Here is a 13,241-nt window from a genome sequence, read left to right on the forward strand (position 1 = left end):
CCTTCGAGCCTACGCGTCGACCCAGGCCGTTGTCGCCGTGCGCTCCGGCCCCGTGCCGCTCGCCGCACCGGCCACCGGCACGCCCAGCGCGGCCAGCCGCTCGGCGGCGGTCGGCGCATTGCCGCCCTCCGCCTGGTAGACGCTGAGCAGCAGCCGCCCGCCCGGCTCCACCAATTCCGCCAGCAGCCTGCCGACCAGGTCGCCCAGCCGGTGCCCGGGCACGCAGTCGGCGAGGGCGTGCACGAAGGTGAACCGGCTGCCGTCCGCAGGCCGCCAGTCCAGCGCGTTGCCCACCGATACCCGGTCCGCCCACCGGGGTAGCCGGCACCGCGCCACCTCCACCAGCCGCGGTGCGAAGTCCACACCGTAGGGCTCGACCACCCGTCCCCGCTCGGCCGCCCACCGCCGAACCGACTCCATCAGCAACCCGTTGGCGCAGCCCACGTCCAGGAAGGTGCCGTCCTTGTGCAGCGCGTCGACCACCATCGAGCGCCGCGCCCGCCACTGGCCCGGCCCCCCGCCGAAGCCCGATCCGCCCTCGGGCGTGGTCGCGCGCAGGTAGGCGGGCTCCAGCAGGCGCAGGGTGCCGGCGAAGTACGAGGAGTCGTCCTGCTCCCGGAAGGAGCGTGCCGCGTCCCGCACGGCACGCCGCTCCGGGCCGTGGGGGAGCAGACCCGCGATCGTCTCGGCGTCGGCCACGACCAGGTCGGCGTCGGCGGCGTGCGGCCGCCGGCCCCGGTAGCGGTCGCCGTCCAACCAGGCGAAGAGCCGCTGACGCTCCGCGTCCCAGGCGAAGGGGTGCACACGCTGCCGGTAGTAGCCGGCGGTCTCGAGCGGGACCCGGGCGGCGGTGTCGAGGCCCCAGTCCTCACCCGGCAGCACCTCGCCGGACGGCAGGCGTACCACCCCGTCCCGGCCGCGCACCGCGCCGACCCCGCCGCCCGGCAGGAACGGCACGAAAGTGACGTGGCGCACCGACGCGGGGTCCGGGTCCCGCTCAAGCAACTCGTACGCCGTCCGCCCCGCGTCCATGCCGGCCCCCTTCGGTCGTGATCGATCGCGCAGGCCCGATCCGGACGGCTCGCGACGCCGTCGCTTCGGGCGCCGGCATGCGACCCACCGTACAAGTGGCCACCGACAACGGGCTGCGGCCTTCCTCCGGGGCCGGCCGATCCTCCCCCCGACCGGCGGCCCCGCGAGAGGGCCGCGAGAGGGCCGCGCGGGAGCCGGCGCGGACCCCGCCGGCCGCCGCTCATCCCGCGACGGCCGGCTCCGCACTCTGCCCGTAGCAGAGGCAGAACGGGTGCCCGGCCGGGTCGGCGAAGACCCGGAAGCCGCTGCGCTTGCCGCCGCTGTCGTGCAGGAAGGTGGCGCCGAGGGCCAGGACCTCCTCGTGGGCCCGCTCCACATCGGCGCGGGTGGGGACCTCGAAGTCCAGGTGGACCTGCTGGGGGTGCTCCGGGTCGGGCCAGCGCGGCGGCCGGTGGACGGGCACCTGCTGGAAGGCGATCCGGGTCCCGTCCGGGGTCCGCAAATCCACCCACGAGGGGTCAGCGGTGTCCAGGTCCCCGCCGAGGATGCCGTGGTAGAAGGCGCCCAGTGTGGACGGGTCAAGGCAGTCGATCACAGTGCACTGCAGGGTGGCGATCATCCGCCGAGCCTGCCCGGTCTCCCCCTCCGGCGGCAAGGACCGGCTCCGGAACCCCTCCTTCCGGTCGACACCAAGCCGCTCTGGCGCAGGGGACCGGCATATCGGACAGCGGTAGCCCCGCACTGGCAACGCCAACTCCGGCACCCCGGCTTCGTACGGCGGGGACACGCGACCGGCGTCGCCGTCCGCCGCTCGACGCGCGCGGGGCGTCCGCGCCCCCCACGCGAGACACCCTGGCCCGTTCGACTCCGCCGGCGGCGCCCACGGACCCACCCCGGCCCGGCTGCGCGCCATCCCCAGCCGCCTGCTCGCGGGGCTGCGGTCGTCGATGCGGAGCCCCCCGTACGCCGGGGGAGGGAGATGAGGCAGCATGAGCGCATGCCTGCTCTCACCCGTGCCGAGGCCGAGATCCGCGCACGCCGGATCTCCGTACAGCACTACACCGTCGACCTGGACCTCACCCGTGGCGACGAGGTGTTCGGATCGACCACCGTCATCCGCTTCACCGCCCTGACCGACGGCGACACCTTCGTCGAGCTGAAGCCCGCCGCTCTGCACAGCGCCGTCCTGGACGGGCGGCCGCTCGACGTCGCCGCCCTGGACGACAACCGGCTGCCGCTTCGCGGTCTGCCGGCCGGGCCGCACGAGCTGCGGGTCGAGGCCGACATGCGGTACTCCCGCACCGGTGAGGGCATGCACCGCTTCACCGACCCCGCCGACGGCGAGACGTATCTGTACACCCAGCTCTTCCTTGACGACGTGCAGCGCGTCATCGCCGCCTTCGACCAGCCCGACCTCAAGGCCGTCTTCGAGGTCACCGTGACCGCGCCCCCGGCATGGACCGTCCTCGGCAACGGCGTCGCCGAGCGCACCGGGGAGGCCGAAGGCCGCTGGCGCGTGGCGCCGACCCCCCCGATCAGCACCTACCTGCTCGCCGTCGCCGCCGGTCCCTGGCACTCGGTGCGCACGGAGCACGCGGGCCTGCCCTTCGGGCTGCACTGCCGCCGCTCCCTCGCCCCGCACCTGGACGCCGACGCCGAGGAGCTCCTCGACATCACCCGGCGCTGCTACGACCGCTACCACGAGCTGTTCGAGGAGCCGTACCCCTTCGACTCCTACGACCAGGCTTTTGTGCCCGAGTTCAACGCGGGCGCGATGGAGAACCCCGGTCTGGTCACCTTCCGCGACGAGATGGTCTTCCGCTCCGCCGTCACCGACACCGAGCGGCAGAGCCGCGGCATGGTCGTCGCCCACGAGATGGCCCACATGTGGTTCGGCGACCTCGTCACCCTGCGCTGGTGGGACGACATCTGGCTCAACGAGTCCTTCGCCGAGTACATGGGCTACCAGGTGCTCTCCGAGGCCACCCGCTTCAGCGGCGCGTGGACCGACTTCGCCGTCGCGCGCAAGGGCTGGGGCTACGACGCCGACCAGCGTCCCTCCACCCACCCCGTCGCCCCCGCCCCGGAGGCCGTCCCCGACACCGCGTCGGCGCTGCTCAACTTCGACGGCATCTCCTACGCCAAGGGCGCCTCCGCGCTGCGTCAGCTGGTCACCTGGCTCGGCCGCAAGGAGTTCCTCGCCGGCATCAACGACCACTTCGCGCGGCACCGCTTCGGCAACGCGGCCCTTTCCGACTTCATCGACTCCCTCGCCCGCAACACCGACCGGGACGTCCACGCCTGGGCCGACCGCTGGCTGCGCACGACCGGCGTCGACAGGCTCACCCCGGTCCCCGTGGACGGTGAAGGCGACGATGACGGAGGCTGGCGGCTCGACGTGACGCGTGAGGGCAGCCGCCCGCACCGCATCGCCGTCGCCGCGTACGACCGGGCCGGCGCCGACCCGGCGCGACTGGTGCTGCGCGAACGCTTCGAGACCGACGTCCCCGCGGACGGCGGGACGCCGGAGGTACGTCCCGGCCGCCGCCCTGACCTGGTGCTCCTCAACGACCAGGACCTGACCTACGCCAAGATCCGCTTCGACGCGCGGTCCTGGGAGACCCTGACCGCCGCGCTGAGCGGGCTGCCGGACCCGCTCAGCCGCGCCCTGGTGTGGAACGCCGCCCGCGACCTCGTCCGCGACGGCGAACTCCCGCCCGCGGCCTACCTCGACCTCGCCCGGGCCCACCTGGCGGACGAGACCGACATCGCCGTCGTCCGGGGCGTGCTCACCTTCGCCCGCGGGCAGCTCGCCGACCGGTACCTCCCGGCCGCCGAACGTCCCGGCGCGCTCGCCACCTTGGAGGCGCTCGCCCGCGACCTGCTCACCCGCGAGGACCCCGGACTGCGGCTGACCGCGGCCCGCCAGCTCATCGGCTCCACCGCCGACACCGGCTCGCTGCGCGGCTGGCTCACCGAGGGCACCCTGCCCGGCGGACCCGTGCTCGACCCCGAGCTGCGCTGGCAGATCCTCACCCGGCTCAGCGTGCTGGGCGCGGCATCGGCCGAGGACATCGCCGCCGAACTGGACGCCGACCCCAGCGCCACCGGCCAGGAGGCAGCCGCCCGCTGCCGGGCCGCGCTGCCCGACCCGCAGGCGAAGCGGGACGCGTGGGCCCTGATGTTCGACGGCGACACCCTGTCCAACTACCTCTTCAACGCCACCGCCCAGGGCTTCTGGCAGCCCGAACAGCTCGACCTCGTCCGGGAGTACGTACCCCGCTACTTCCCCGCCGCGGTGGCGGTCGCGGCCCGCCGCGGCCCGGCTCTGGGCGAAGCCGCCGGCCGCCATGCCTTCCCCGCCGCGGTCGTCGAGCCCCAGGTGCTCGACCTCGGCGAGGAATGCCTGCGCACCGGCGCATCCGAGCCCGCCCCCACCCCCGCCCTGCGCCGCAGCCTCGCCGACCAGCTCGACGACCTGCGCCGCGCCCTGCACGTCCGGACCGCCTGACCGGGCGGTCCCCGAAGGCCCGTGCCGGCACGGCCGGTTGCTCCGTCGGCTCGTCGTCGGCGGGGCACGCCGGACGCGGGGCCGCGGCCGGTGCGCCGGGTGCGGCGGGTGCGTTGCACCTCGCCGGCGCGGGCCTGGCCCGGGGCCGTCTCGGGAGCACCGCCGAGTACGCCAGTGCGTCGCATGCTCAAGGACGTGCCCGGGCACGAGCGCCCGGCGCGGCGGCGGGCAGCCCTGTCCACGCGGCGCCGGAGTCCAGCGTCATGCCGCGCCGCTGTTCCCGCGCTCAGCGGTCGGGCTCCCTCCCTGTCAGGGCCCGCAGCCGCGCGGACTTGCCGTGGTCTGCGTGCCCGGCGGTGGCGGCGACGTGCATGGCAAGCCTCCGTCCCCGGCAGGACGCCGGCCCGACGCACGGCGACCGCCGTCTCCTCGTCTGCTTCTTCGGCACGGCCCGCAGATACAGCAGCCGCCGGCCGTCATCCACCGGGCCGGCACCGCCGGCTCGGCCCCCCGCAGCAGGACCGCGAGACCCGCGCGCAGCGACACGGAACGGCGCTCGGCAGGGTGACGGCCGGCGCCCGAGCACGAGCGAGAGGGCGTGCGCCAGGCGTGTGGGGCACCGCGTGGGCGGCGCTGCGGCGTGAGGGCTGTTCGCGGGTGCGCCGGGGCGGCGACCCGATCGGGGTGCGGGGGCAACACCCGAGGTGGGGGAGCGTCGTTACGCAGGTCGCCCAGCGCGCACGCGCCGGTGATCCGCAACAACGGAGGGCGCCGACTCCATGCCACCCCATCTCGCCGGTGGAAGTGAAGGGCCGGACCGGCTGCGCCCGTTGGTCGAGGTCGTACTCGACGCACTCGCGGCAGGAGCGGCCGCCCGCAAGGGGCCGCTTCCCGCCGGTGGCCCCGGCGCGGTGGCACGGCGGGTCGGCCATGTGCTGGGGAAGGTCCTGCCGGAGGACGGGAGCGGGGCGGCGGAGGCGCTGTGCGCGCTGGTCTCGGTCGTCGCCGAGGGCGCGGCCGACCCGGCGGACCCTTTGTGCGCCGCCCATCTGCACTGCCCGCCCCTGGGCGAGGCCGTGGCGGCCGACCTTGCCGCGAGCGCGCTCAACCCGTCGATGGACTCGTGGGACCAGGCCCCGGCGGCGACCGCGCTGGAGACGGAGGTCACCCGCGCCCTGGCCCGTCTCGTCCACCCCGATGCGGTGGCGCCGGACGCGCTCGTCACGACCGGCGGCACCGAGTCCAACCAGATCGCGCTCCTGCTGGCCCGGGAGGGCGCCCCGGACGTACGGGTCGTCGCCGGGGCCAACGCGCACCACAGCGTGCCGCGTGCCGCCTGGCTGCTCGGAATGCGGCCCCCCGTCCTCGTGGACACCCCCCGCGGCCTGCTCGACCCCGAGCGCGTGCGGGCCGTTCTCGCCGCGGACGACCGCCCGGCCCTGCTCGTCGCCACCGCGGGGACCACGGACACCGGTGACATCGACCCCCTGCCCGAACTCGCCCGCACCGCCCGCGAGCACGGCGCGCGCCTGCACATCGACGCCGCGTACGGCGGGCCGCTGCTGTTCAGCGACCGGGAGGCGCCGCGGCTCGCCGGTCTGCGGGAGGCCGACACCGTCACCCTCGACCTGCACAAGCTGGGCTGGCAGCCCGTGGCGGCCGGGGTGCTCGCGGTGCGGGAGGCCGCGCTGCTGCACCCGCTGGAGCACCGCGCCGACTACCTGAACGCCGCCGACGACACCGAGGCCGGTCTCCCCGACCTGCTCGGCCGCTCGCTGCGCACCTCCCGCCGCCCCGACGTGCTCAAGATCGCCGTCACGCTGCGCGCCCTGGGACGCCGCGGCCTGGGCGGGCTCGTGGAGGCGGTCTGCGACCGGGCACGGCAGCTCGCGGAGCTCGTCAAACGACATCCCGCACTGACCCTGCGGGCCCGCCCGGCCATCAGCACCGTGCTGTTCCGCCCCATCGGCGCCGGCGACGAGGAGGTCGCCGTCCTCCGCCGCCGGCTCATGCTCGACGGCCGCGCCGTCCTCGGCCGGGCCCGCGCCGACGGACGGCTCTGGCTCAAGGTCACCCTGCTCAATCCGGCGACCACACAAGAGGACCTCCAGGCCCTGCTCACGCTCGTCTGCACGACCCACCAGGAAGGCAGCACCCCCCGATGAACACGATCGACGACCACGACTCCCACCAGGACCAGCCCTTCGACCTGCTCGGCATCGGCATCGGCCCGTGCAATCTGTCCCTGGCCGCCCTCGCCGACGGTGTCCCGTATCTCAGCGCGGCCTTCTACGAGCAGGAGTGCTCCTTCCGCTGGCACCCGGGGCTGATGCTCGACGACGCCACCCTCCAAGTGCCGTTCCTCGCCGACCTGGTGAGCCTCGTCGACCCCACGAGCCGGTGGAGCTACCTGAACTACCTCAGGACCCGCGAGCGGCTCTTCCCGTTCTACTTCGCCGAACGCTTCCACACACACCGCGCCGAATACGACGCCTACTGCCGATGGGTCGCCGAGTCGCTGCCCAGCACCTGCTTCGGCCACCAGGTCGACACCGTCCGCTGGAACGCCCGGCGCGCCGTCTTCGAGGTGGACCACACGCGGCTGGATTCCGACGGCCAGGCCGAGGCCCTCGGACGTACGTACGCCCGCAACCTCGTCCTCGGCGTCGGAAGCGCGCCCTATGTGCCGGAACCGCTGCGGCCGCTCGCCGAGGCGCCCGCCGTCCCCGTCGTGCACTCGGCCCACTACCTGGAGCACCGCGACCGGCTGCTGGCCGCCGAGCACGTCACCGTCGTCGGCTCCGGGCAGTCCGGCGCAGAGGTCTTCCTCGACCTGCTGCGCGCCCGGCCCGTCGGGCGCGAACGGCTGACGTGGATCGCCCGCAGCCCCGCGTTCGCCCCGATGGAGTACAGCAAGCTCGGCCTCGAGCAGTTCACCCCCGACTACACGCGCTACTTCCACGGGCTGTCCGAGCCGGTTCGCGACAACCTCCTGCCCCGCCAGTGGCAGCTGCACCGGGCCATCGACCACGGCACGATCGGCGCCGTCCACGACGAGCTGTACCGCCGCACCGTGGGCGGCGGCTGGCCGGACGCCGTCCTCACCCCCGGCGTGACGGTCCGCACGGCCGGCCGCAGGGGCATGGGCGCCGTCGAACTCCATCTGGAGCACGAGCAGCAGGGCGCCCGCAGCAGCCTCATCACCAACGCGGTCGTCCTCGCCACCGGCTACCGCGAGCGCTCCCTCGACGCGCTGCTCGCCCCGATCGACGGGTACATCGCCCGCGACGCGTCCGGCCGTCCCGTCATCGACGAGTGCCATCGGCTCGAGCTGGACCCGGTCGTCGCCGGCACCGGCGCGGCCGTCCACGTGCAGAACGCCGAGCGCCACACCCATGGTGTCGGGGCCCCGGATCTGGGGCTCGCGGCCTGGCGCTCGGCGGTCGTGCTCAACGCCGTGACCGGCAAGGAGCCCTATCCGCTGCCCTCCCGCACGGCCTTCACGACCTTCGGGCTCAGCGCGGCCACCAATCCGGTCAGCCCCTGGACCGCGACCGCTCCTTCCGCAAGGCCCGCAGGTATTCGCGGTTCATAGCCGCGATCGACGGCAGCGGGATGCCCTTGGGGCAGGCCGTCGCGCACTCCCCGGTGTTGGTGCAGCCGCCGAAGCCCTCGTCGTCCACGGCCGCGACCATGTCCAGCACCCGGGTCTCGCGTTCGGGCTGCCCCTGGGGCAGCACATTGAGGTGGTTGACCTTGGCCGAGGTGAACAGCATCGCCGAGCCGTTGGGGCAGGCCGCCACGCACGCGCCGCAGCCGATGCACTCCGCGTGCTCGAAGGCGACGTCGGCGGCCTCCTTCGGGACGGGCGTGGCGTGCGCCTCCGGCGCGCTGCCCGTCGGCACGCTGATGTAGCCGCCGGCCTGGATCACCCGGTCGAAGGCCGACCGGTCGACGACCAGGTCCTTGACGACCGGGAAGGCGGCGGCCCGCCACGGTTCGACGTCGATGGTGTCGCCGTCCTGGAAGTGCCGCATGTGCAGCTGGCAGGTGGTGGTCCGCTCCGGGCCGTGCGCCTGCCCGTTGATGACCATGCCGCAGGCGCCGCAGATGCCCTCGCGGCAGTCGTGGTCGAAGGCGACGGGCTCGTCGCCCGCGAGGATCAGCTCCTCGTTGAGGACGTCGAGCATCTCGAGGAACGACATGTCGGGACTGATGTCCTCGACGCGGTAGGTCACCATGGCGCCGTCGTCCTCGGCGGACGGCTGGCGCCAGATGCGCAGGGTGAGGTTCACGCGTAGCTCCGCTGGGTGGGGTGTACGTACTCGAAGTCGAGGGCCTCCTTGTGGAGCACCGGGGCCTCGCCCGCGCCGGTGAACTCCCAGGCCGCCGCATAGGAGAAGGCCTCGTCGTCGCGGAGCGCCTCGCCGTCCGGGGTCTGGCTCTCCTCGCGGAAGTGGCCGCCGCAGGACTCGGTGCGGTGCAGGGCGTCCAGGCACATCAGCTCGGCGAGTTCGAGGAAGTCCGCGACCCGGTTGGCCTTCTCCAGCGCCTGGTTGAGCGCCTCGCCGCTGCCCGGCACCTTCACCCGGCGCCAGAACTCCTCGCGCAGCTCCGGGATCCGCTCCAGCGCCTTGCGCAGCCCCGCCTCGTTGCGGGCCATGCCGCACTCGTCCCACAGCAGCTCCCCGAGCTCGCGGTGGAACGAGTCCGGGGTACGGTCGCCGTCCACGGCGAGCAGCAGGTTCAGCCGGTCCTCGACATCGGCGACGGCCTCGGCGACCGCGGGGTGGTCCGGCGCCACGGGGTCGTGCGGGCCGCGCGCCAGGTAGTCGTTGATCGTGGCCGGGAGCACGAAGTAGCCGTCGGCCAGTCCCTGCATCAGGGCGCTGGCGCCGAGGCGGTTCGCGCCGTGGTCGGAGAAGTTGGCCTCGCCGATGGCGAACAGGCCGGGCACGGTGGTCTGCAGGTCGTAGTCCACCCACAGGCCGCCCATCGTGTAGTGCACGGCGGGGTAGATCCGCATGGGCCGGGTGTACGGGTCCTCCGCGGTGATCCGCTCGTACATCTCGAAGAGGTTGCCGTACTTCTCCTCCACCTTGGCGCGGCCCATGCGCGCGATCGCGTCGGCGAAGTCCAGGTAGACGCCCTGGCCGCCGGGGCCGACGCCGCGGCCCTCGTCGCAGACGTTCTTGGCGGCGCGGGAGGCGATGTCGCGGGGCACCAGGTTGCCGAAGGAGGGGTAGATCCGCTCCAGGTAGTAGTCCCGCTCGTCCTCGGGGATCTCGTGCGGCGGACGGGTGTCGCCCTCGGCCTTCGGCACCCAGATGCGGCCGTCGTTGCGCAGCGACTCGCTCATCAGCGTCAGCTTCGACTGGTGGTCGCCGGAGCGCGGGATGCAGGTCGGGTGGATCTGGGTGAAGCACGGGTTGGCGAAGTACGCGCCGCGCCGGTGCGCCCGCCAGATCGCGGTGGCGTTGGAGCCCTTGGCGTTGGTCGACAGATAGAAGACGTTTCCGTAGCCGCCGGTGGCCAGCACCACGGCGTCGCCCATGTGCACCGACACCTCGCCCGTCACCAGATCGCGGGCGACGATGCCGCGGGCCCTGCCGTCCACCACGATCAGGTCGAGCATCTCGGTGCGCGGGTGCAGTTCCACGTTGCCCGCGTCGATCTGCCGGGACAGCGCCTGGTAGGCGCCGAGCAGCAGTTGCTGCCCCGTCTGGCCGCGGGCGTAGAAGGTCCGGGAGACCTGGACGCCGCCGAAGGAACGGGTGTCGAGCAGCCCGCCGTACTCGCGGGCGAAGGGCACGCCCTGCGCCACGCACTGGTCGATGATCTGCACCGACACCTCGGCGAGCCGGTGCACGTTGGACTCGCGGGCGCGGAAGTCGCCGCCCTTGACGGTGTCGTAGAACAGGCGGTGCACGCTGTCGCCGTCGTTGCGGTAGTTCTTCGCGGCGTTGATGCCGCCCTGAGCGGCGATGGAGTGCGCCCGGCGCGGTGAGTCCTGGTAGCAGAACTGCACGACGTGGTAGCCCTGCTCCGCGAGCGTCGCCCCCGCGGAGCCGCCCGCCAGCCCGGTGCCGACCACGATCACCGTGTGCTTGCGGCGGTTGGCCGGATTGACCAGTTTCGCCTCGAATCTGCGGCGGTCCCAGCGCTCCGCGATCGGCGCGTCCGGCGCCTTGGTGTCGGCGATCGGCTCGCCCAGTCGGTAGTCCATGGTCACTCCACCCATCCGGTCATCACGGCGACGGGTACGACGAGGAAGCCCGCCGTCAGCGAGGCCGCCAGCACGTTCGCCGTGATCTTCAGCGCGCGGTCGCGGCGCTTGTTCACCGCCCCCAGGGTCTGCGCGGCGCTCCAGAAGCCGTGCCTGATGTGCAGGCCGAGGGCGAGCATCGCGACGATGTAGACGACGTTCACCCACCAGATCCGGAAGTCGGCCACGATGTTCTCGTAGGGGTGGTGCTCCTTGCCCAGCGGGTTCACGGTGAGCATGGTCAGGTCGAGGATGTGCCAGACGATGTAGAGCCCGAGGATCACACCGCCCCAGCGCATCGTGCGGGTCGCGTAGCTGGCCCGCTGCCTCTTGTGCTCGTACTTCGCCGGGCGCGCCCTGATGTCGCGTCGGCTGAGCTGGTAGGCGGCGACACCGTGCAGCACCACGGCGACGACGAGACCGGTGCGCTGGATGTACAGGTACCAACTGTTGTGCAGGGCGGGCTCGCCGATGGTGCGCAGCCACGCCGCGTACCCGTTGAACTCCTCCGGGCCGAAGAAGATCTTCAGGTTTCCCAGCATGTGGGCGACCAGGAACAGCAGCATGATCACGCCGGTCCCGGCCATGACCGCCTTCTTGCCCACGGTCGAGCCCCACAGTGCCCCAAGGAGCGACGGACGGCGGCCTGGTGCCGTCGTCCTCTCCGTCTCCTTCGTCCTCGTCGTCGCCACAGCCATACGCCTGACGCTAGGCGGACCTGCGACGACAGGTCCAAGACATGTTCCAGCTTGTTTCGATAGGACACGCCTATCCGGGGTTATGGTGCGGCTATGCAGCTGCAGCAACTCGTGTACTTCCTCGCGGTCGCCGACACCCGGCACTTCACCCGCGCCGCCGAGCGCGTCCACGTCGCGCAGCCCTCGCTCTCGCAGCAGATCAAGGCCCTGGAGCGAGAGCTCGGGGCGAGCCTGTTCAGCCGCGCCCGCGGCAACATCGCCCTGACCGACGCCGGCGAGGCCCTGCTGCCGCTGGCGCGCCGCATCATCGCCGACACCGAGACCGCCACCCAGGAGGTCCAGGAACTGGTGCACCTGCGCCGCGGCCGGGTGCGCCTGGGCGCCACCCCCAGCCTCGCCACCGGCCTGCTGCCCGACGTGCTGCGCGACTTCCACGACCGCTACCCCGGCATCCGGCTGGTCGTCGAGCAGGGCGGCTCACGCGACCTGGTGCGCGAGCTGGCCTCCGGAAGCCTCGACCTCGCCCTGATCGTCCTGCCGCTGCAGAGCCACGACCCGGCTCTGGACGCCACACCGCTGCTCCACGAGGACCTGGTGGTGGTGACCGCCGTGGACGGGCCGCCCCCCTGCGAGGGCCCCGCCATCCGGATCGGCGACCTCAGGGACCGGCCGCTGGTGATGTTCCGCAGCGGCTACGACCTGCGCGACCTCACCGTCGCCGCGTGCCGGGCGGCCGGCTTCGAGCCGCGGTTCGCGATCGAGGGCGGCGAGATGGACGCCGTCCTGGGCTTCGTCGAGGCCGGACTCGGGCCCGCGGTCGTCCCCGGCATGGTGGCCGGACGCCGCCCCCGGCTGCGCACGACCCCCTTCGAGGCCCCAGGGCTGCAGCGCACGGTCGCCCTGGCGCACCGCAAGGACGTCGAACCCCCGCGCGCCGCCCGGGAGCTGCGCCGTGTGCTGCTGGAACACGTGCCCGTCTGAGCCCGCCGCGCGCGCCCGGCCTGCACGGCGTCCGCGCCCGCGGCCCGCGGCACGCCGGAGGCCATGTGCGCGCCCCGCACCTGGCCTCCTCCCGCACCGGCGACTGCCGGCGCCCGCAGGCGCGGCTCCAGAAGACCGGCACGCCGCCGCTGGTCAGCCTCCAGTCCTGCGCGGCGAAGCGCGCAGGGTCGACGGAGCCGTTCCGCACCACGTGCTGATGGTGTTCCGGATCTCCTCGGAGTGCGCCCACACCCGCGGCGCCGAGGCGGCGGCGGGGAAGTCGCCGCCGCCGTTGGCCCGGTCGTGGTGGACGTGCCGGCACGAAGCGGGCCGACTCGTCGATCGGTGCGCCCTGGAAGAGCACGTGCGGCAGCCGGGAACCGGCGGGGCGGGAGATGCCGATGTCATAGGTGACGCCGCCGACCACGTCGTCGTTGTAGTCGGCGTGCCGCCCGTGTTCGTCAGCTTCGCGACGCCGACGGGAGCGTCGGGCGCTGTCTGCGCGGAGTCGTTCGCGGAGAGGGAGATGTACGCCTTGACCCGGGCGCCGGTCAGCACCCTGGCTTCCTCCCTGCGATTCGGCGGCACGTGTCGGCTCCTGGAGTCCGGAGGCGCGCCCGGCGGTCGCTCGGGGCGCGGTGATCGTCGCCGGTCGCGTGGACCGGCTGCGGTGACGCGCGTAGATCCTGGCGCTCGGGTGCTCCCGGACAACAGCCCCGCCGGGGCGAACAGATGGCTCGTCACCACCCCGTGG

At 73.5% G+C, this 13,241-nt stretch carries 10 protein-coding genes; 5 read left to right on the forward strand and 5 right to left on the reverse strand.

Features of this window, described 5'->3' with window-relative positions:
• Positions 1-9: 9 nt before the first annotated feature.
• Both AC3ET4_RS12435 and AC3ET4_RS12440 read right to left on the reverse strand, forming a co-directional pair.
• Complete coding sequence (locus AC3ET4_RS12435; protein ID WP_431948770.1) at positions 10-1,032, reverse strand: class I SAM-dependent methyltransferase; 1,023 nt, start codon at positions 1,030-1,032, stop codon at positions 10-12.
• A gap of 220 nt (positions 1,033-1,252) precedes the next feature.
• Positions 1,253-1,651: a VOC family protein gene (locus AC3ET4_RS12440; protein WP_431948771.1), complete on the reverse strand. Its 399-nt coding sequence runs from the start codon at positions 1,649-1,651 to the stop codon at positions 1,253-1,255.
• 378 nt (positions 1,652-2,029) lie between these two features.
• Between AC3ET4_RS12440 and pepN the strand changes: the two genes are divergently transcribed.
• From pepN to AC3ET4_RS12455, 3 genes are all read left to right on the forward strand, one after another.
• On the forward strand, positions 2,030-4,543 hold the full coding sequence (gene pepN, locus AC3ET4_RS12445; RefSeq protein WP_431948772.1) for an aminopeptidase N: 2,514 nt from the start codon (positions 2,030-2,032) through the stop codon (positions 4,541-4,543).
• Between the two features lie 779 nt (positions 4,544-5,322).
• Positions 5,323-6,708 (forward strand): pyridoxal phosphate-dependent decarboxylase family protein, encoded by a 1,386-nt coding sequence (locus AC3ET4_RS12450; protein WP_431948773.1) that lies wholly within the window; start codon positions 5,323-5,325, stop codon positions 6,706-6,708.
• A complete protein-coding gene (locus tag AC3ET4_RS12455; RefSeq protein WP_431948774.1) occupies positions 6,705-8,138 on the forward strand; it encodes a lysine N(6)-hydroxylase/L-ornithine N(5)-oxygenase family protein in 1,434 nt (477 codons plus the stop codon). Before AC3ET4_RS12450 ends, AC3ET4_RS12455 begins: the two co-directional genes overlap by 4 nt.
• Here AC3ET4_RS12455 and AC3ET4_RS12460 read toward each other — a convergent pair.
• The 3 genes from AC3ET4_RS12460 to AC3ET4_RS12470 are packed head-to-tail and all read right to left on the reverse strand — an operon-like array spanning position 8,080 to position 11,506.
• The gene (locus tag AC3ET4_RS12460; RefSeq protein WP_431948775.1) at positions 8,080-8,838 is read right to left on the reverse strand and encodes a succinate dehydrogenase/fumarate reductase iron-sulfur subunit; all 759 of its coding nucleotides are present in this window, start codon (positions 8,836-8,838) and stop codon (positions 8,080-8,082) included. The genes AC3ET4_RS12455 and AC3ET4_RS12460 overlap by 59 nt on opposite strands.
• Positions 8,835-10,769, reverse strand: a complete 1,935-nt coding sequence (locus tag AC3ET4_RS12465) for a fumarate reductase/succinate dehydrogenase flavoprotein subunit (RefSeq protein ID WP_431948776.1) — start codon at positions 10,767-10,769, stop codon at positions 8,835-8,837. The genes AC3ET4_RS12460 and AC3ET4_RS12465 overlap by 4 nt, the downstream gene beginning before the upstream one ends.
• A gap of 2 nt (positions 10,770-10,771) precedes the next feature.
• Positions 10,772-11,506 carry a succinate dehydrogenase cytochrome b subunit gene (locus AC3ET4_RS12470; protein WP_431948777.1) on the reverse strand — a complete coding sequence of 245 codons (735 nt, stop codon included), beginning with the start codon at positions 11,504-11,506 and terminating at the stop codon, positions 10,772-10,774.
• Between the two features lie 93 nt (positions 11,507-11,599).
• Between AC3ET4_RS12470 and AC3ET4_RS12475 the strand changes: the two genes are divergently transcribed.
• Both AC3ET4_RS12475 and AC3ET4_RS12480 read left to right on the forward strand, forming a co-directional pair.
• On the forward strand, positions 11,600-12,487 hold the full coding sequence (locus tag AC3ET4_RS12475) for a LysR family transcriptional regulator (protein WP_431948778.1): 888 nt from the start codon (positions 11,600-11,602) through the stop codon (positions 12,485-12,487).
• A gap of 65 nt (positions 12,488-12,552) precedes the next feature.
• Positions 12,553-12,705: a hypothetical protein gene (locus tag AC3ET4_RS12480; RefSeq protein ID WP_431948779.1), complete on the forward strand. Its 153-nt coding sequence runs from the start codon at positions 12,553-12,555 to the stop codon at positions 12,703-12,705.
• The last annotated feature ends 536 nt before the right edge of the window (positions 12,706-13,241 follow it).

The sequence above is a fragment of the Actinacidiphila sp. bgisy167 genome, assembly GCF_057707665.1.